Consider the following 19,733-nt stretch of genomic DNA (forward strand, 5'->3'; position numbering starts at 1 on the left):
TCCGCAATACGCCGGAGCCAGCAATCGAAGTATATCCACCCATATTCCTAGAGAAAGCCCCACAAAAATACGATTTTCGAAGCACGCCACAGAAAGGAGAGACTCAGTGTTCAAGCCGGCGAAACCAATACCGACGAGCACCACCACACGATAACCGCACCAGTAATCCACACCTCCTGGTACAACGTGGCCAGCCTTACTCCGAACCCCGACAGCCTTATTACCAAGATTCCCACCACCAGGCGATGCGATCCTCTTCCTCCTGAGACCACTCACGCTGTTTACCCCCAGGAGCGCAACTGGTCCTCCACTTTCACTCGCCACCAGCAACACTGCCACACGTTCAAACCAGTTCCAGCAATCTCTTCACCTAACTGGAAATCACCATTATAGAAATCGTCCCTCACTCCCCACCTAAGCTTTCCCCCAGACACCCTTCCTCATCTCATGCGGGTCGCCACGACTTTCAACCGCTTCCACAACTCCAATAACGAGGTCCTCTACTTCTCTCCCAAGCTTTTCGACGACACTCCGAACGTAACTTCCTCGCCACGTACTACGGCGACACATACTACTATTCGGACAGGCCCCGGTACATCATCCTCACCCCCCACCAGGCATCCCTGCGAGCAAGCCACAGCCACCATCAACGACGACCGTTCCGAGGCACTCCACACTCAAATGCCCCTATCCTCCGCCAACATCTACCACTACAAGACCGACGATGCTCTCTAACTACTTAAGACAGAACCCTTGTTCGCTCCTGTCGACGACACCATAACAATCGCCGAGGACCAACTAGCTTATCCATCCTGATGCCTCCGTCCTCCTCGCCAGAAACCTCATCAGCAGATCTCATTCCAGAAACCGACGCCCCTACCATCGTGACCTACCTTGCTTACCCCGCACCATGTTCGTCGCCCTCCCACACCCAGCCCAGTTATACAAGCTACTCAACGACATCACCACCAACTTTCCTCCTCCAAACCTTTCCGCATCCATCCCCCGACAAGGAAATTATTCCGTTAGGATAAATGGAACAGCTTGCAATAATCTACTCCACTACGATTCGTCCCCGAAGTGTTACTAAGACAAGTGCCTCTCCTTAGCAACTCGACGGCAAGTCACAGCGCTGGGATCGCTTTCCCGCCGACTTATAGTGCATCATCCTTCTTCAAAGAAGTCTAATCCCCACCTGCACCTCTCGGCACCTTCTGCGGAGCGAACTTTACAACAATGAGTTTCTGGAAAATGCCAAACTCTATATAGTTCAGCGCTCCACATTTTTCGACATACACACGCTATAGAAGCATTAAAAATGCCAGAGATTGTAAAGCACCTCACTCCTTCTATCAACAGCCACTTGTCGCTACCTTCAATTACCGGATTGCGCTTTGTCACCCATTTACAGGTGGTTTCACAGTAAAAGGCATTAGTAGAACACTAAATCAGTAAAGCAATGCTCCAAACGAACTAGATTGTTTGAAAACAAATTTCAAAATACCTAGAGCAATGAAAGATCTAGAACACATTTAGTACAACGTAGTGTGGGTTTACAGTTCATCAGACAAACGACTTCAAATTCTAAAGCGATGCTCAAGGCCAAAATTTCCCGGAATCAATCAGACCTACTATCAATTTCCCCGGTTAAAGTAGCAGATACTACTGGCTGTAAAATCTTCGCGTATCGCAAGTCCACCTAATCTCGCTGGTAAAGGTCAGCAGTCACCAATTCGCCGTCATAACCGGCGAGATCAGGTGACCACCTATTAGCCAGGACTACGTCACTCTCCTCTAGAAACTTGTCCAGATCAGCAACCAACGGACAACCACTGAATTCCGCCCCATCCAAGGTAGGCTCGTAGATCTTCACGGTGATCCCATGATTTATAAGCAGGTTAATGACATCCTGAATAGAGGAAGACCGAAAATTATCAGATCCTGACTTCATCGTAAGCCGATAAACACCGACGATAATTGGGTTCATGGCAATAACCCTGTCAGCAATGAAAGCCTTTCGTTGATCGTTTGACTCCACAATCGCCGAGATTAGTGACTGCGGAATGTCCTTGTAGTTAGCCAACAATTGGCGAGTATCCTTTGGCAGACAATAGCCACCATAACCAAAGCTAGGGTTGTTGTAGTGGTTACCGATTCTAGGATCAAGTGAGACCCCATCAATGATCTGCTTAGAGTTGAGTCCCATCTGCCTAGCGAAAGTATCCAACTCATTAAAGTACGCAACTCTCATAGCCAAGTATGTATTAGCGAAAAGCTTAATAGCCTCAGCCTCCGTCGGGTCAGTTACAAGAACCGGCACGTCAAAGTCTAAAGCCGCGTTTTTAAGGAGAGTCGCAACCGATTTAGCTGCTTCCCTATCTACAGATGATGTAACAATACGTGAAGGATGTAGGTTGTCATACAGCGCCCTTCCTTCACGCAGGAACTCAGGGCTAAAGACCAAAGTGAGCCCTGGAAAACGCTTAGCCATGCTCTTTGTGAAGCCGATCGGAACTGTGGACTTAATTACGACTGACGCCCACGGTTTCACATTGGATACTTGTTCCAGCACTGACTCCACCGAACTTGTATCGAAGTATTCAGTCTCTACATCGTAATCTGTCGGCGTGGCTATTACAGTAAGGTCCGCTTCCTCTAGTACTGAATCTCCGTCTGTCGTTGCTCGAAGATTAAGGTTTCCGGCCTGCAAAGCCTCCTGAATATCCTTGTCAACAATCGGCGAAGCTCCGTGATTTACAAGTTCGACTTTGTTCTTATCCAGATCAACGCCTACCACATCATTTTGAGCAGCAAGAAGAACCGCGTTAGATAGGCCGACATATCCTAGACCAAATACGACAATATGCACCGCTTACGCCTTTCGAAAAATAGGACACATTTGCAACAGATTTATCTTAGATCCTAGCTAGAAGGTGCGCCTTTGTTATGCCGAGCAGATTTTTCCCGAACACACTTTAAAAACGGCTACCAGTTAGGTACTCTACTTAAGGATGCCATCTCATTTTAGAGCTACGTGTTTCGCACGTTGAGATGGCATCCTTTTATTGAGGTGACGAACCAAAACCGAATGAGATTGAAACAATGACTCCAATCTTCACCCTATTCCTTCTTCCGGATCCAAGCATCTTTATTACGTAAAGCATTTTATCAGTGGCGCAATAAGAAAAATTCACCCTCGGACTGGCAGGCGAAAATTTCTGAATTATTTCACCAACAGTAATACCCTTACAGAAAAATTTCCAATTGTTACCAACTAGTTCCGCAACCACATCCTATTCGTATTAGAAAACCAGGAACGCCTGCATTGCTAGTAGAATTCCCTAATAGCATTCTGGACCACTCCTTTATAGTTGTGACCAGAAGAGTCGGAATCTACCGACGTTACAGTGCCCGCGACAGCAGACTACTAGCCTTCGAAGCCTCCCAATCTGAAACCAGTTTCTGACACCGTACGCTTCCAGGTAGGTTATCGCTGTCTCGCTCGCCAGCCATGTCGGTATGGGACCCCGAATAAAGATGGAAAGCTACGATTCCCCGCCGAACTACCACGCTGTCCAAACCGTAGTGAAAAAGACCGGGGCATCCCAAAAATTTCCTCTGCCAATGCTTCAGAACGCATTCCGACCCATGTGCAGGAAAACTCTATTACCAACTAGCTACAGGAGACAACAACAGTGTTGCAGAATTTCGAAGGAACTCAGGTTAAGAACGATACCCATAGCAGCTACCTGCTTTTAGACTATGATCCCACGCAACTAACCGCCTAAAGTAACATTATTCACAAGGAGATATAGCACGTCGAGGTGAAGAGGAAGCCGATGTACACAGAGACTCACATCTACAGCGACAGCGTAGTTTCAATTCCGCTCTCTGCTATTCGTGACGGAGCCGTAGTTTTCAAAATCTCGCAATTCGATCCGAGAAAAGTCGTGGAGGGCGATGTTGTTAATCTTGGGGAACTACCGCTGCCGGCTATCACGAGTTTGGACGATTCAACCCTCCAGAAAATCCGCCTATTCCTCTCAAGTTCCAACCTCGGCAATACAGATTTACTTAACACTCTGGTTGCCCAGAACTTAACCGTCTTAACGATGGAAAAGGACATCTACTGGTGCACTAGAACTTTTCACAATAATCAGCCCGTTTTCCAGGTTTCTAGGGAAATAATCGAACAAATCCCCATGCTAGAGAGAAGGATAACACTTCTTCAAGAGAATTTGATCGCACAAAAATCAAAAAAACCAAGAGTATCTAGTCAGCAACCACAAATCAGTGCACGAATGTTAACACGAGAGCTCGCATTACGAGCTAACCGGAAATACGGTGAGTACATTCCGAAGGCCCTCTTTCCCCTACTCCTTACCTTGTGGCGGAAAATTTCTAAGTAATTACGCAAGCTTAACATCTGGGACTTCACATACTAAGGGCAAAATCATGTACATGGACCGACAATTCGAAGATGGCATCAGCGTCGTCATACCGACCAACCGCAATATATCCTACTTAAAGAAATCACTAAGTTCCCTGCTGGATCAAACTCTCAATAAGTCGCTATTCGAGGTCATTTTGGTGTACAGCGGACCCGAAAGTGCACATAATTTCAGTCAAGAATTTCGATCAGAGTGGTTGAATCATGGTGGCAACCTCACTCAGCTTTACTGTGCGGATACCGGAGCTAGCAGAGCAAGAAACCTCGGAATTCGGACGGCAAACCGAAAATATCTTACATTTCTCGATGACGACGATTATTTAGATCCGAATTACCTCGAGGCCCTGCTTTCAAAGTCAAGTATGAACTGTATCACGATAACAGGGCTAAACGAATTCGCCCCTGACACCACTAGCAAGCCAAAAGCAAGTGCTCTTCGTCACAAATTGGAGGCCGGAAAAGGTACGTCCCGCCCACTTGGACAGGCTTCCTGGAGCCTTGGATTCAATGCTTGCAAAAGCATCCCGACTCGCTTGATTCCGAGGGAGGGGTTTGATGAGGACTTAAAATCAGGCGAGGATGTCGTTTTCTTTGCGCATTTTTTAAGAAAATCAGGTATAACGGCAAAATTCCTTGATGACTATACAAATTCTTATTACAACCGAGCATTGACACAAAACTCAGTTTCAAGAGCTCAGGAAACCTTCGACTTTTGCGTCGACCAAAGGCTAGCTTGCATAAAGGCGCTCAGAAACATCACAGTAGCTCCAGAGAATCTTCCAGGCCTAGAACAGCTTGTACGCTCCCAGGCCGGTTTTATTGAACGATTCAGTAAGAAAAACCCGAAACTACGCAAGAGGATCATCGAAGCTGTTACCGAAGCATCAATTCCAGACTTTCCTTGGGATGTTGTAAGTTCCATCAACTGCAATCTACTGTTCTTCTGCTATTGTTTTCCGCCTTATGCGGATGCCTCAGCAAACGTTGCTGCAAAATACTTGTTAAATCGCAATGAAATTGCCGATGTAGTCTGCAACGACATGTCGACGGTACGAAACCAAGATTTGGATTTCTGGCAGGTTTGCAAACCGTACATTCACAAGCAGGAAATCTTACGTACACCGACTACCTTCGCGAACTGGGAAGGAGTTTCTGTTTTCGCCGAAAAAGCAGTTGAATGGGCAGAAATCCAGAAATCGTATTACACCGAAATATTTTCTCGAGCTCTTTGGGTTGGTTCCCTTGCAGCGGGCGCTTTGTACAAACTCAAACATCCTGAAGTTAAATGGATCGCTGAATTGTCCGACCCATTAACTGTAGATGTGCAGGGGCAAATTCGCGGAGGCCAATTGACCGAAAACACTACGTCAAAGACGCTTATAGACTACTTGAAATCCATTGGAATACAACCAGAGAAGACATGGACTCTTTTTCAGCTACTTGAGACTGTAACCTATGTGCTCGCAGATGAAGTGCGATTTACAAACGAGAATCAGCGCAAAGTTATGGCATCCGCTATACCAAGCAGTCTTTCTTCAACGCTGATGAAGAAAAGCGTAGTGGCGCAGCATGAAACTCCTCCCCCAACGCTTTACGCACTTCGAGAACTAAATCTTGATTTACCGAAGGACACTATCAACATTGGCTACTTCGGCAATTTTTACGAAAACCGTGGCATACAAGAAATACTTGATCCACTACGAGCTATTAATTCCGATGCGGCAAAGCTAACGCTCAATGTTTTCACATCATCACCAAATGACTTGACTACTTCCTATCATTCAGATATTGCAAAACAATTTTTAAAATTTCACCAGCAACTACCCTACTTGGAGTTCTTGTCAGCGTTGACCGAGATGGACTGCCTGCTCGTAATTGATTCCGTTTCGAAAAATTATTTCGATCTTAATCCCTTTCTTCCCTCCAAATATTCCGACTATAGAGGCTCTGGGACCCCGATCTGGGGAATCGTGGAAGAAGGATCACCATTATCCAATCAACCTTTAGATTTTAGGAGCAGCACTGGCAATATAGCCTCGACAGAAAGCGTTTTGCGTGAAATTATAATGAACTTAAGTTCCAACCAAGCTAATGAAGATGATCTCCAAGAGGACTACAGTGGAAAGTGATACAACCAACGGTAAGACGGAGAAGTTTACGATCTGTCGCGTAGATACTTCTGGCCTCCAGGAAGTGGGCTCGAGTAAGGGTCTTGTCCCGTATTTAAAGGAAATTTGGGCTCGCAGGGATTATATTACTGCTGACGCTAAGGCAAAGGCTTTCCGAACAACACGAGACTACAAGTGGTGGAGATTCTGGCTAATCGGGAGCCCTTTGCTTGAGGCTCTACTTTATGGATTTATGTTTGGGGTTTTGCTCAAGACCTCAAGGGGGGTGGAAAACTTTGTTGGTTTTGTCATCATAGGGATCACTCTTTTCGGCGCTATGAACCGACTCCTTATGGCAGGAGTTGGGCTAATCGAAGCAAACAAGGGAATGATTCGAGCATTTTCTTTCCCAACAGCTGCCATCACTTTTTCTGTGATTCTAAGGTACATCTATGATCTAACACCCTCGGTAATCATAGCTTCGATTGTTGCGCTACTATTTCAGCTAAATTTCACTCCTCCCGGTGCAACTGCCTTCTTTGCGGTTATCGTCTTTGCCTTAACACTCTTATTTGGCGCAGGGCTAACCTTTATTACAGCTCGGTTGACTTCATTCTTACCGGATTTCAGAGCAATTCTAGAGCTTTTCAGCAGAGGCTGGATGTTTGCCTCAGGAATTTTCTATTCCATGGAGCGCTATGCTACGAACCCCCTTGTCTACAATCTTTTCTCCGCAAATCCCGCCTACCAGTACATTACAGCTTTTCGAAAGTGCCTTTTATACAACCAAATTCCATCAGTATCAGAATGGACGAGTCTTTTTTGCTGGGGAATCGGAACCTTTTCGTTCGGTATCCTTTTCTTCTGGCAAGCTGAGGACAGGTACAAACAGGAGAGCTAGGAAAGCGAACACGGTATGGAAAAAGTTATCACGGATCCCGCCGTTGTCGTCGACAACGTCAAGAAAACCTATGTTGTAACAGAAGGTGGCTCTAGGGATGCCAAATCATTTTTTGCAAAAATGAGCAAGAAGACTAAAGAAGTCAAGTCGCTTAAAGGCGTTAGCTTGATTGTAAGAGCTGGAGAATCCGTAGGGTTGATCGGGCGCAATGGATCCGGAAAATCAACGTTACTTAAACTCATCGCGGGTGCTGAACCTCCCACCGAAGGCAAAGTTCTCGTCTCGAGTCGCCCAACGCTACTGGGGGTAGCCCCTGCACTCCAACCATATCTCAGTGGACGCCAAAACATCATCCTGGGATGTCTCGCTCTTGGTATGGCTAAAGATGAAGCCCTACAATTAGAACCCTCAATCTCACAGTGGGCAGATATCGGTGATGCCATCGAGAGACCAATGAACACCTACTCTGCAGGACAAATGGCCAGATTAAGTTTTGCAATCTCAACAGCCGTTCATCCTGAAATACTTCTCATAGACGAAGCTTTATCTACAGGAGACGGAGCATTCGTAGAAAAAGCGAAAGCCAGGATGGCCGGACTTCTTTCCGAGGCAGGCACTCTCTTCCTTGTGTCACATGCGACAGCTCAAATCGTTGAGAATTGCGCTAGATCAATTTGGATTCACAATGGACAAATTATCGCTGACGGGCCTACAGAAACCGTGGTGCCAAGATACACTGAATGGATTTCTTTGCTGGGGAAAAAGCCCAATCAAGCCGCAGCCCTAGTCAAAATAGTACAAAAAGAGCTGGAACCGATCAGTATTTCCTCGTTAGAATAGTATGAACCTAAATGAATGAAATCAGCTTCAAAATAAATACCTATTCCAGACACCTCTTGAAGTTAAAAGTTAAAAGCTTCAGCAAAGTAGAGGATCTCATTTTCAAATTCTCAGAGGATCCCCGAATAGATGAGGACACCTTGTCTATCGCCTTGTCCACGCTCTGTGGTCGAAAGTTTAAACGAATTATCTTTGATTGGCCCATTTCTGTTTCTACCTCAAAAGGGATATCGGAGTGGACTGGTGCCGAAGTACACGCAGCCCACTCAAATAATCTGACTACAGATTTTTCGGCTTCAAACAAAGTTAGCGTCCTCAATTTCAGTGGCGGTCTCGATTCTCTAGCATGCTTAGCGTGTCTTGGAGATCAGACTGAATTAGTTTCTTTAGATTTCGGGGGCCGCTTTGCTCGCGAAAGAAGGTTCTTTAAAAATTTTGACACTAAGATAATTAAGACCAATCTTATCGAAACTAGTCTCCGCGCAAATAGTTGGTCTTTCATGGGACTAGGATCTCTACTTTTTAGGAACATTCTTGAAGGACAATTCATCACTTTCGGCTCAGTCCTCGAGGCGGGAGGCTTTCACTCCAACGCTCCACAAGAAAGCTCGCTAACATTTCCGCCGTTTAAAATGGCCAAGTATAGAATCGCGAATTCAGTAGCCGGTATATCAGAAGCAGGAACAATTGCCATCGTTGCCACTTTCTTCCCCAAGCTTCTCAAACAGTCACTATTGTCTGTGGCCTTACCAGGGGAGGAAAAATACATCAGAAAAAATGCTCTTGCCGATCTAGTGGGCAGTGAATTAGGGTTCCCATTTACCCCGCCCCCCTCAGATATTGGAAACCGAATTCACTACTCTTTTGGGGAGAATTTTACCGTTGACCTGACAACACTCTTCTTCCTTTCCCGTAAAAAACATGAATTGGCCAGGATGTTGGTCGGACGCATTCCAAGCTACTTGCAGGATGTGATGCAGGATTTAACTCTCGATTTTATGCTTAAGGCTGATCAAAACTACTACACGCAGTACCCCGCCGAATTAAGACCAGAATTAGAAAAGGTGTTCTCGTCTGCCGGCATATCATGGTATTCGACAGATGATTATACCGAAATTGCCGTCCTTAAAGAAAGACTCGCTCCCCACGTAAAATACCGGTTCGGTTAACCGCTTTTGCCTATCATAAATGCGAGTTTCGGGCTGAAGATGCTAGCTTATTTCTTGCGACACGTCAGATCCGGTTAGCTAGAAAGGCTAAACCGAGTTGCCGGTGTTATGTACTACTGCCTTTACACGCTTGATGTCACGACATTGTTTATGCCTAATGTGGAGCTGACCCCGTTTGTGTGGACCCCTGATTCCCGGCTTGTTGGGTCGGGGGAAAGGTAGTTTACTGTCATGCCCCGTAGAAGTTTTTCTTAAGGAGTTCAAGCGTGATGCGGTCGCGATGTATGAGAACGATGTAACGGCGAGGTTTTGAGTAGCGGGGGCGGGTTGGTCGGATAACGGGTGCGGGTCGGTCGGGTAGCGGTTAAGACTGTTTGCATCCAGCACACAGGGTGCTGGTGTTAACTTTGGAGGTCTTTTCCGTGACTGATTTTCGGAAGATTCTTTCTCTGGTGGTGCGGCAGCGGTCGTATCGTCAGATTGCTACCGCAGTGGGATGTTCTCATCAGACGGTGGCGCGTGTGAAAGCAGAGGCTACTCGCCGGGGTGTGTTCACCATAGCGGATGTGGACAAGCTGTCGGATGAGGATGTAGCCTCATGGTTTGTGGATGGTCGTCGTAGCGTGAGTGAGGAGTTTGTCACTCCTGACTTCGCGGCGATCTGTAGGGCTCGTAGTTTTGTGTCGAAGCCCAGTTTGAAATCCTTGTGGCTGACGTACTGTTCCCAGCCGGTTGCTGAAGGCAAACGGTTGTATGGGTTTGATCGGTTTCGCGAACTTGTCAACGAGTATGTGTTGGCTTCAGGATCTGGTTGCTGTGATTCACCATGAGCCGGGTCATGTGATGCAGGTGGATTGGGCTGGCACCAGGTTAAAGCTGGTGGATGCGGCATCCGCGAAGCCTGTGGTGCTGCATGTGTTTGTGGCGGCGTTACCGTATTCGGGGATGGTGTTTGCCGCTGTGTGTGAAGACGAGAAGATGGATGCGTGGCTGGATTGTCACCGTCAGGCTTTCGAGTACTTCGGTGGGGTTCCTGATCTGGTTGTTCCAGATAACGCATCTACGGCATCGAATCGTATCGATGGTTCTTCGCGCGCCAGGCAGGTCAATAAAACCTACGAGGAGTTTCTGCAGTGGTACGACACTGCTGCAGTGCCGGCACGGGCACGCCATCCTAGAGATAAAGGTGCTGTGGAGGCCTGTGTGAGGGTGATCACCACGGAGGTGATTGCTGTGTTGGCTGGTACGGGTTTTGTGGACATGGATGATTGTCAATGCCAGGTACAAGAGTTGGTGGATGCCATTAACCAGCGGTCTCCGTTTCGGCGGAGAAACACCAGCAGGCAGGAGGTCTTCGATACGGATGAGAAACAGTATCTGCATAAGCTTCCTACACGTCGTTGTGAGAAAACACTGTGGTTGAAGCGTGTTGTCGCACGTGATTTCCACGTGGAATATCAGCGCTTCCGCTACTCAGTTCCGTTTCGGTATGCAGGTAAAACAGCTGATGTGCGTATCCGTGGCAAGCAGATGGACATTTTCATCGGTGGTGATCTGGTGTGTTCCCACACACTGTCACATGCGTCTACGCGCCGGTATGTCACTGATGTGGATCACCAGCCGGACTATTTTCAAGAGTACACCAACCTGTGGTCACGGGCGTTTTTGAACGTCAAGCACGAAAAATCGGACCCGCTACTGTTGCTGTGATCACCAGTGTGCTGGACAGTCATGTCATTGAGGCGCAGGGGTATAAAACCTGCCGCAACATTTTGGATCTGGGCAAAACCCAACAAAACGCCCCCATCCTTGAAGCGGCATGCCGAGAACTTGTCGGGGATACCACCCGGCGTCGGGCGGTGACCTACACAGCGGTGAAAAACACGATGGCGATCGAAAGAGAAAAACAACGCCAACGCCCAACCACCACACCACCAAAACCCGACCCCAGCCCGCGCACACCGGCACCTGCCAACAACCGGCAAGCCACATCAGCGCATCTACGTGGCGCTGAAGCATTCAGCCTACCTACCCCAAAGGAGACGAAATGACACTGAGCTACTCTGACTTCGACCAGCATCTCATCGACGATGACCTCGGTCTTTTTACCCAACAGCGAATGACTGCTTTTGGGAAAGCCGCCATCGATATTGCAAACGACCCTGATTTTGATCAGTGGAGTTTCTTAAGCCAAAATCCGCTACTGCATGCTGCAACAAGTAAAGGCCGGACAGGAACGCAGAACCCAAAAACTACTCAAGGCCTCCCAGACACCACATCCAAAAGCCTGCATAGAGGAACTACGCTACCTGCCAAACCGCAACATCAATCGTGAACTAATCTCACGCATCGCGCAATGCCAGTGGATCGACAAAGGCAACAACCTCATCATCATCGGATCCACCGGTGTTGGCAAGACCTACCTTGCGGAAGCGCTGATCAACCAGGCCTGCAGGAAGAATTACAGTGCCCTGTTCACCCGCGTTGATGACCTGCAAGCGCAACTAGCGATCTGGGGTGAAGAATCGGAACAGCGCTACAAGCTGCTGAAAAACCTGAAACGCGTGGATCTGCTGGTGCTAGATGATTTCTTAACCACAGAAGTCAACACCACCACCGCATCCATCATCCTCAACGTGCTGGCTGCACGAGAACAAACAGCCTCCACACTGGTCACAAGCCAGTTCGGGGCGCATGACTGGTACAAATCCATCAGTGATGCAGTACTAGCAGAATCGATCCCCGACAGACTCATCGGAGGAGCCGAAACCATCGAACTCAACGGCCCTAACCTCAGAATCCAGCAACAATAAACCCGCTGGAAAACACCGCTACCCGATACATCCCAAACCGTTATCAGGTAGCCCCCAAACTGTTACCCGACCAACCCGCGACCGCTACTCGAAGGCACTCCGTTACAAACGACCCCGATGTGTCGATGAGCCAGGTCTCCAAGGATGTGGGGATCAATCGAGGCACACTGCGTTATTGGATTGACCAGTTTGGAACTGGTAAGAAGACAACACCTGTTGCTGTGGAGAAGCCGGATGTTGATCCCACTGTGGAAAAGGAAATCCGCAGGTTAAGGAAAGACAATGCGAGGCTTCGTGAGGAGCGGGATATTTTGGTCAAGGCCACGAAATATTTCGCGGAAGAGACAAACTGGTGATCCGCTTGAAGGTTTGCCCGCGACCACCGCACCGTGTACTCGGTCAAGCGGATGTGTGCTGTTTTGAAGGTTCACCGCAGTAGCTACAACACCTGGCGTAGTAGACGCGAAAGGCGGGGTCACAAGGCTTTGTCAGATGCGTTTTTAGGTGTGAAGATTGAGGAGGTTTTCCGCCGTGAAAACGGCTGCTACGGTGCAAAACGCATCACGGCTTAAACTTAATGATGATCCAGGTTCTACTCCTCTAAACCACAAGCGTGTGGCCAGGATCATGAAGAATGTGGGCCTTTGCGGGTATACCAGGCGACGAAGAGTAAAAACTACCGTGCGGGCTAAGGGCCGACATGTGTTTGCTGACCTTGTACGCCGCAGGTTTTACGCCGAAAAGCTGAACAAGCTTTATGCCCACGGACATCACCTACCTGCCTATCGCTGACGGGTCGAACATGTATCTGGCGACAGTATTGGATTGTTGTTCTCGCAGGCTTGTGGGCTTTGCTTTTCAATGACCACATGCGGAGCTTGCTTGTGATTGAGGCCTTGAACAATGCATGCGCCACCCGTAGAAGCCTTGCAGGATCGGTGTTTCATTTGCGACCACGGCAGTGTGTATACCTTAAGATGAGTTCAAGAAAACCTGCAGCGACCTTGGTGTCACCCAATCGATGGGGTCTGTGGGAACCAGTGCTGATAACACGTTTGCTTCAGTCGTTTAACTCCACGTTGAAAAGAGAGGTACTTCAGGATCGGGAAACCTTTGCAAACCAGCTTGAATGCCGCAGACAAGTGTTCCGGTGGTGTGCCCGCTACAACACATCCAGGCGCCACAGTTGGTGTGGCTATGAGACCCCGAACACTTTCGAGGAGAAACAGATGTACCGTGTCGCCTAACCACGTCTGCTAAGATCAAACCCAATTAATTTTTCACCCCAGGTGTCCACATCCAAGGGGTCGGGTCCGGCTTTGCGCACGGCATCTGTGGCCTCTGTGGAGTTTTCGTGTGCCGCATAGGCGCAGGTGCCGACATCAAAGCGGGTGGCATCATCGATTGATGTGATAGATGGTGACAGGTGTTCGTTTGTCATCGTGGAGGCGATAATAAAACCCATCGATTTGCCACATGTGCATGGCTTGACCACGCTGGAAACGAACGCGGGTGATTGTGGGGCGTTTCTTCGGGTTGGATTCCACAGCTCCCGCCGCCCGCAACAGGCGAGCAATCGTGGATACGGAAGGCACCGGATCCGTTAGCTCTCCTGATGCAATACCGTCAAACCGAATGGAGATGGGACCATAGTCCCAACCCTGGCCTTTCAAACGCTTACGGATCGCAAGCAGTGCTGTGGTCACATGCTCGTCGTAGGTTCTTGCTGGGTTGATCGGGGCACTGGAATGAGGATGCAACGCGCCACCTGCTTCTTCATCGTATCGGGCACGATTGTTGTAGAACGTGCGGCGGGAGATCTTCAACTGTTCACAAAACGCGGTGATAGATAGACCGTGACCGTCGAAAGGGTCGAACTCAATAATTTTCCGGCGAATCTCCGGAGGAATTGCCTTACTCATTATCCGATTGTGTCCGACACACAGCAAAAATAGTTCATGAAACTGTGCACAATGTCATGACACTAGGCGTGAACAATGCCATGACATCAAGCGTGCAAAAAGTAGTGACACATAACACCGACTACGCACACCCCCAGTACCAACTACGCACCAACTACGCAGACCAACTGCGCAGACAACCAGTACCAACAACCCCTATTTCGCATTGCGGGGACTATCTCCTCCCATAATCGAATTTGACGCAACGTCGGCGAATTCCGATGCCACCAACCACAACTATGAGACAAAACCCCACCCCTACCACCTACCCGGAAACCCCCTACCAACAACGCGAACACAACCTACCACCTGCCCCGAATCGACAGGTTCACTTTAGTCTCAATCGAAACGTGGCCGATCCGCATCCGCTTTTCGAACTCCCCGCAACAGCTACTAAACATTGGGCCGTAGCATCATACATTTTCTTCGCCACGAGGTGAGTTGAAGCTGTTTGGTACGAGCGACCTTGGGCAGCTTGTAGCAAGCAAGAAAGGTTACTAAAGTCTTCGGTGCAGTGTGTATCGTCCGGATGTGACGATCAGAGTTGTGTATTCAAACCCGAAGATCCACGACTGAGGATCTGGTCTATGGGGCGTTAATAGAGCCTAATTCTTAGCGCTTCACAGTCCGCTCCGTGCTGCTTCCCAACGTTCATCATGATGCGCCAAATGTTAGGAGAAATAAGGCTCCTAACTTGTGCTTTAGAGCCCCTCTTCTAGTTTCATAAACCAGGAAGCGTCCTCCCAAGCATAGAGAATCGAGTTTTTCCACATGCTAAGAATTGATTCCCTTTGAACGTTGCTTAGGTTTGGGATTCGTTTGCGATGGAGGCCAAACATTAGCACCTCTCGGTTACTTGCCTCCCGCACCATTCGATCTAGTATTTTTGGATCTTCGGGTGAGATGACGAACAAAGTATGTACTTGTGTATGTTCTGTTAAGTAATAATCGGCAAGCTTGTCCACTTTACAGAGGAAACTGTAGTAGAGGAGAAACTCAGTTGCTGTACCTTCCCTACCTTTAAAAAATTCCGGGAGACTCTGTCCATATGTCGCATGGATGTAATCAAGGAGCTGGTTAACGACTTTTGTATTCATTACAAATGGGGTTATCGATGGAATCATTTTTTCCCAGTACTTTTCAGGATTGTCTACCTGAAGCGCCCGGAAAGAACCTTGTGCATTAGTCTCCCAATATTTTGACGTATTTACGATTTGTGCAATCGGTTTTCCGTCTTTAAAAAAAGAATCGCTGGAAGCGATTCGGACGAAGTGATTTTTTCCATCGAGTAGGACGTAATATGGTTCATATATGAATTTGGCTACCGAAAGTTTGAGGATCTGCTGATCGTAGAATCCAATCCTTAGACTTTCTGGGAAGAAATCTGTCCATTTGAGAATTTGAGTTTTAGCCAGCAACTCTGTGGAGATCGCCTTTTCTAAGCTGCTTACGATCCAATCATGGTGAGCTTGAAAATCAGCGTCTGTGCAATTAACGATCAAGATATATCTCGAAATTGTTGACAAATCTACCAGACGGTCGATAGACATTGCCTGTAAAAGGGTGAGTCTAAAGTCATCTTTGAAAGTAACTGTAACTAGAGCAATTTTCCGCATTAAAGTTGCCTTCCTCTTTCGCTATTTTCTGGCAAAGCGGAGACCGGGCTTTCCCTTTTTTGTTTGATCATCGTAGTGGATTTGATTGAGTGTTGGATGAAAAGAGAAAATATTGGCACCGGTACCACTTTACGTTGGATTAACACACTATTTTACACCTTGAAGTCGTATTACGGATATGTGCATGCAGTTTTCCTGCTATTGACCCGTGCGGGTATTGGTTGTGGTTAACTAAGGGAGGGATGGGGATTCACCGGGAAGTGTGCCAGGAGCGGTGAGTTGGTACTGGGTTTGTATTGATGTGGTACTGGGGGTTTTGCGTTGTTGGTGTTATGTGTCACTACCTTTTGCACGCTTGATCTCATGACATTGTTTATGCCTAGTGTCATGACATTGGGCACAGTTTCATAAACTATTTTTGGTGTCGGACACAATCGGATGATGGAGTGACAGGGACCCGACCCCTTGGATGTGGACACCTGGGGTGAAAAATTAATTGGGTTTGATCTTAGCAGACGTGGTTAGGCGACACGGTACATCTGTTTCTCCTCGAAAGTGTTCGGGGTCTCATAGCCACACCAACTGTGGCGCCTGGATGTGTTGTAGCGGGCACACCACCGGAACACTTGTCTGCGGCATTCAAGCTGGTTTGCAAAGGTTTCCCGATCCTGAAGTACCTCTCTTTTCAACGTGGAGTTAAACGACTGAAGCAAACGTGTTATCAGCACTGGTTCCCACAGACCCCATCGATTGGGTGACACCAAGGTCGCTGCAGGTTTTCTTGAACTCATCTTAAGGTATACACACTGCCGTGGTCGCAAATGAAACACCGATCCTGCAAGGCTTCTACGGGTGGCGCATGCATTGTTCAAGGCCTCAATCACAAGCAAGCTCCGCATGTGGTCATTGAAAAGCAAAGCCCACAAGCCTGCGAGAACAACAATCCAATACTGTCGCCAGATACATGTTCGACCCGTCAGCGATAGGCAGGTAGGTGATGTCCGTGGGCATAAAGCTTGTTCAGCTTTTCGGCGTAAAACCTGCGGCGTACAAGGTCAGCAAACACATGTCGGCCCTTAGCCCGCACGGTAGTTTTTACTCTTCGTCGCCTGGTATACCCGCAAAGGCCCACATTCTTCATGATCCTGGCCACACGTGCCAAGAGCGGTGAGTTGGTACTGGGTTTGTGTTGATGTGGTACTGGGGGGTTGTGCGTTGTTGGTACTGGCCCCTGCCAGTGTGAGGCAGGGGCCAGGGGTGGGTTAGTTTTCGGCGTTTTGGGTGTTGAGGTGTTTTCTCATATCGTATTGGCCAATTTTGATGCGTTGACCATTGTTGAGTCTGCTTACTAGCGAGTCTGCGCCGACTGGGTTGGGGAGGGTTTCTCGCCAGTATGCGGCGGTGGATTGTGAGGAGACGATGATGGGCAGACGCCCGTCTCTTTCGAATACGATGCGGGTTAGGTCTTCTTGTCCGCGTTGGTCTATTCCGATGGTGAGGAAGTCATCGATGATAAGCACATCGATGTTGCATAGTTTTCTCATTTTGTCGCTTCCTGTGGTCGCTATTGCAAAGACAAAGGCATACATCAACTCCTACAACATAAAAGGGGTGTGGATGAAGGATCCACCCAAACAATGGCGTATCAAACGCGAAAATGCCCAAAAGCGATTCTCCACCATTAGCCCAGACGAACTACTCCAATACAACACGCAGGACTGTACACACACCCATGAGACACAGTGTGCACAACCTCCTGACATCCAGTGTGCACCACCTGATGACACTCACCGTGCACGAGGTGCTGACACTTTACACCAACTACGCAGACAACCAGTACCAACAACCCCTATTTCGCATCCACTGTGCACAGGTCGTCTCCGGTACCCGATACACAGATTCCGCAGTACCCGATACAAGAAACCCTGTACCGAACACCGGCACCCGTCACTGAAAGCCCTCCCCATTTATCATCGCACCGAGGACTCCATCAACGCCCACATCACCATCGTCACCGCAGCACTCGTTGTCGCTCACGAAATGGCGGAGTACTCCGGCATGTCACTCAAGAAACTGGCACGAACACCCCGCCGCTACCGCAGCTTCGAACTAGAAGTCAACGGACAAACCATCCATGCCACCGTACCCTACCCGACAACATCCAAACCCTCGTCAACAACTTCCTCCACCCACCAAGGGGGCACTAAAATGACCTAAGTCGGGTTACACCCGACACCGTCATCGCTGAATCACTGCTCAACCGTCATTATCGGCAAAGCAGAAAATCTTCAACCTCAACGGCACCAACATGAGACTGGAAACCTATCCCGACTTAGGCCACGTGCAGGTGATCCTCATCACCTGCACGTGGCCTAAGTCGGAATACGCTCTTCAAGCTCTCCATTTTCCAGGGGTGAACACCAACTTAACCAGTAGACACCTAAAATGGAAAAGATTTTTCGACAGGAACAACGATTTCGCAAAAATGAATCTTATTCCACGCCACCATAGAGCAGCTCGATTTTACCCATGCAATATACCTGTAAAATCAAGAATCGGAATTTTTCCTTCCTTTAGCTCTCTCAGAGCCTTAAACTCGTCATGAGCAACAAGAACTACGAGTGGATCCTTGCTGTCAACAACTACACCTAAGTCTATTTGTTCCACATTAGGAAATTTTGAAAGGCTACTAGGAAGTTCAGAGAGATTCGGCTCTACAATTTCAAAAAGTGTGTTGGGGTTTTCTCTAGCTAGCTCTTCGCAAATACGCAGTGCTGGCGATTCCCTAAGGTCATCTATGTTGGGTTTAAAAGTAATCCCAAGTAACGCTAACCTGGGGCTTTCAATGAAACCAGAAGATTCGATCTTGTCTATTATCCAAAATGGCTTTCGATCATTCACCTTTCGGGCAGTGGCAATTAGGGTTGACTCCGCAGGGTTGCTCGATACGAGAAACCAGGGATCAACCGCTATACAATGACCACCTACTCCTGCGCTTGGCTGCAGAATATTTACACGAGGATGATGGTTAGCCAATTGGATCAATTCTCGTACGTCTACATCGAAATTGTCCGAAAGCATCGAGATTTCGTTCGCGAAAGCTAGATTCACATCGCGGTACGAGTTTTCAACCAATTTGACCATTTCGGCAGTTTCAGCGTCAGTCAGCAATAATTCACCGTGACAAAACGATTTGTAGAACTTCTTCGCACGGATAGCTGCACGCTCTGTCAAACCACCGATTACCCTGTCATTGGATCGCAACTCATTTATTGCGTTACCTGGCAGTATTCGCTCTGGGCAATAGGCAAATTCAACTTCCGTTGAATCGGACCGGTTATTAACTTCCTTATCTAAATCAGGCCGCAAATGACTTACCAAATTCGCTATACGGCGTGTAGTTCCAGGCGCCGACGTAGACTCTAGGATAATTAACTCGCCCCCCTTTAGCTCCTTTGAAATGGATCTAATAGCCGAGTCAATGTAGCTATAATCGCAGGAATGGTCTTCGAGAAAAGGGGTTGGCACCGCAATTACGTAAACATCATGGCTGGAAATTTTCGAGCTTACCTTTAAATTCCCCGAATCCAGTGCCACTTTCAGTTCTTTACGGAGATTTGGCTCCTTTAAATTCAAATTCCCACTTTTGATTTTTTCGATCAGCTTTTCATTAATGTCAAAGCCAACCACGTTAGCTCCTGAGTTTGCTAATGCGACCGCGGTCGGCAAACCAATGTAGCCTAAGCCAACAAAACAAATACTTTTATCCATGAAATTCCTTTAGCAGCTTTGCCATTTCCCTGTGAAGCCGTTTGATATTTCAGGGCGAAAAATCGAAAACCACGTTTTCCTTTTCTACACCTGTTGGCGCAGCG

The 19,733-nt window shown here is 47.9% G+C and carries 14 protein-coding genes and 3 pseudogenes; 11 read left to right on the forward strand and 6 right to left on the reverse strand.

Going from position 1 to position 19,733, the window contains the following annotated elements; genetic code table 11:
* Positions 1-447: 447 nt before the first annotated feature.
* On the forward strand, positions 448-735 hold the full coding sequence (locus tag CGLUCO_RS09740; RefSeq protein ID WP_005394439.1) for a hypothetical protein: 288 nt from the start codon (positions 448-450) through the stop codon (positions 733-735).
* A gap of 964 nt (positions 736-1,699) precedes the next feature.
* Here the strand turns inward: CGLUCO_RS09740 and CGLUCO_RS09745 are convergent.
* Positions 1,700-2,869 carry a nucleotide sugar dehydrogenase gene (locus CGLUCO_RS09745; RefSeq protein ID WP_005394438.1) on the reverse strand — a complete coding sequence of 390 codons (1,170 nt, stop codon included), beginning with the start codon at positions 2,867-2,869 and terminating at the stop codon, positions 1,700-1,702.
* Positions 2,870-3,839: 970 nt separating this feature from the next.
* On the opposite strand from CGLUCO_RS09745, the gene CGLUCO_RS09750 reads away from it, so the two are divergent.
* The 10 genes and pseudogenes from CGLUCO_RS09750 to CGLUCO_RS09795 all read left to right on the forward strand — a co-directional run bounded on the left by CGLUCO_RS09750 (position 3,840) and on the right by CGLUCO_RS09795 (position 13,528).
* Positions 3,840-4,409: a hypothetical protein gene (locus CGLUCO_RS09750; RefSeq protein ID WP_005394437.1), complete on the forward strand. Its 570-nt coding sequence runs from the start codon at positions 3,840-3,842 to the stop codon at positions 4,407-4,409.
* A 52-nt stretch (positions 4,410-4,461) separates the two neighbouring features.
* Positions 4,462-6,579, forward strand: a complete 2,118-nt coding sequence (locus tag CGLUCO_RS09755) for a glycosyltransferase family 2 protein (RefSeq protein ID WP_159447588.1) — start codon at positions 4,462-4,464, stop codon at positions 6,577-6,579.
* Entirely contained in the window at positions 6,542-7,459 is a 918-nt protein-coding gene (locus tag CGLUCO_RS09760; protein WP_005394431.1) for an ABC transporter permease, read from the forward strand. Before CGLUCO_RS09755 ends, CGLUCO_RS09760 begins: the two co-directional genes overlap by 38 nt.
* Before the next feature lie 15 nt (positions 7,460-7,474).
* Positions 7,475-8,299, forward strand: coding sequence for an ABC transporter ATP-binding protein (locus CGLUCO_RS09765; protein ID WP_005394428.1), 825 nt, complete (start codon positions 7,475-7,477; stop codon positions 8,297-8,299).
* Between the two features lie 11 nt (positions 8,300-8,310).
* Complete coding sequence (locus tag CGLUCO_RS09770) at positions 8,311-9,468, forward strand: adenine nucleotide alpha hydrolase family protein (protein WP_005394425.1); 1,158 nt, start codon at positions 8,311-8,313, stop codon at positions 9,466-9,468.
* Between the two features lie 422 nt (positions 9,469-9,890).
* Positions 9,891-10,298, forward strand: a complete 408-nt coding sequence (locus tag CGLUCO_RS09775; RefSeq protein ID WP_159447586.1) for an Lrp/AsnC family transcriptional regulator — start codon at positions 9,891-9,893, stop codon at positions 10,296-10,298.
* Entirely contained in the window at positions 10,285-11,178 is an 894-nt protein-coding gene (gene istA / locus CGLUCO_RS09780) for an IS21 family transposase (protein ID WP_159447585.1), read from the forward strand. Before CGLUCO_RS09775 ends, istA begins: the two co-directional genes overlap by 14 nt.
* Positions 11,175-11,519 (forward strand): hypothetical protein, encoded by a 345-nt coding sequence (locus tag CGLUCO_RS09785; RefSeq protein ID WP_084036467.1) that lies wholly within the window; start codon positions 11,175-11,177, stop codon positions 11,517-11,519. The genes istA and CGLUCO_RS09785 overlap by 4 nt, the downstream gene beginning before the upstream one ends.
* 156 nt (positions 11,520-11,675) lie before the next feature.
* On the forward strand, positions 11,676-12,281 hold the full coding sequence (locus CGLUCO_RS09790) for an ATP-binding protein (RefSeq protein WP_232621992.1): 606 nt from the start codon (positions 11,676-11,678) through the stop codon (positions 12,279-12,281).
* A gap of 59 nt (positions 12,282-12,340) precedes the next feature.
* Positions 12,341-13,528 (forward strand): annotated as a pseudogene (locus CGLUCO_RS09795) (IS3 family transposase).
* 150 nt (positions 13,529-13,678) lie between these two features.
* Here the strand turns inward: CGLUCO_RS09795 and CGLUCO_RS09800 are convergent.
* The 5 genes and pseudogenes from CGLUCO_RS09800 to wecC all read right to left on the reverse strand — a co-directional run bounded on the left by CGLUCO_RS09800 (position 13,679) and on the right by wecC (position 19,629).
* Complete coding sequence (locus tag CGLUCO_RS09800; protein WP_143336921.1) at positions 13,679-14,203, reverse strand: hypothetical protein; 525 nt, start codon at positions 14,201-14,203, stop codon at positions 13,679-13,681.
* A 740-nt stretch (positions 14,204-14,943) separates the two neighbouring features.
* On the reverse strand, positions 14,944-15,858 hold the full coding sequence (locus CGLUCO_RS09805) for a DUF6492 family protein (RefSeq protein ID WP_005394412.1): 915 nt from the start codon (positions 15,856-15,858) through the stop codon (positions 14,944-14,946).
* Positions 15,859-16,379: 521 nt separating this feature from the next.
* A pseudogene (locus CGLUCO_RS09810) lies at positions 16,380-17,014 on the reverse strand (IS3 family transposase); the annotation flags it as partial.
* Between the two features lie 106 nt (positions 17,015-17,120).
* Positions 17,121-17,408, reverse strand: a pseudogene (locus CGLUCO_RS09815) (ATP-binding protein); the annotation flags it as partial.
* A gap of 973 nt (positions 17,409-18,381) precedes the next feature.
* Positions 18,382-19,629, reverse strand: coding sequence for a UDP-N-acetyl-D-mannosamine dehydrogenase (gene wecC / locus CGLUCO_RS09820; protein WP_005394405.1), 1,248 nt, complete (start codon positions 19,627-19,629; stop codon positions 18,382-18,384).
* Between the last annotated feature and the right edge of the window lie 104 nt (positions 19,630-19,733).

It is taken from the genome of Corynebacterium glucuronolyticum DSM 44120 (assembly GCF_030440595.1).
Taxonomy (GTDB): domain Bacteria; phylum Actinomycetota; class Actinomycetes; order Mycobacteriales; family Mycobacteriaceae; genus Corynebacterium; species Corynebacterium glucuronolyticum.

Coding starts and splice junctions, on each gene's coding strand:
- CGLUCO_RS09740 (WP_005394439.1), top strand. CDS start 448: ATGCGGGTCGCCACGACTTTCAACCGCTTCCACAACTCCAATAACGAG.
- CGLUCO_RS09750 (WP_005394437.1), top strand. CDS start 3,840: ATGTACACAGAGACTCACATCTACAGCGACAGCGTAGTTTCAATTCCG.
- CGLUCO_RS09755 (WP_159447588.1), top strand. CDS start 4,462: ATGGACCGACAATTCGAAGATGGCATCAGCGTCGTCATACCGACCAAC.
- CGLUCO_RS09760 (WP_005394431.1), top strand. CDS start 6,542: ATGAAGATGATCTCCAAGAGGACTACAGTGGAAAGTGATACAACCAAC.
- CGLUCO_RS09765 (WP_005394428.1), top strand. CDS start 7,475: ATGGAAAAAGTTATCACGGATCCCGCCGTTGTCGTCGACAACGTCAAG.
- CGLUCO_RS09770 (WP_005394425.1), top strand. CDS start 8,311: ATGAATGAAATCAGCTTCAAAATAAATACCTATTCCAGACACCTCTTG.
- CGLUCO_RS09790 (WP_232621992.1), top strand. CDS start 11,676: ATGCTGCAACAAGTAAAGGCCGGACAGGAACGCAGAACCCAAAAACTA.
- CGLUCO_RS09800 (WP_143336921.1), bottom strand. CDS start 14,203: ATGAGTAAGGCAATTCCTCCGGAGATTCGCCGGAAAATTATTGAGTTC.
- CGLUCO_RS09805 (WP_005394412.1), bottom strand. CDS start 15,858: ATGCGGAAAATTGCTCTAGTTACAGTTACTTTCAAAGATGACTTTAGA.
- wecC (WP_005394405.1), bottom strand. CDS start 19,629: ATGGATAAAAGTATTTGTTTTGTTGGCTTAGGCTACATTGGTTTGCCG.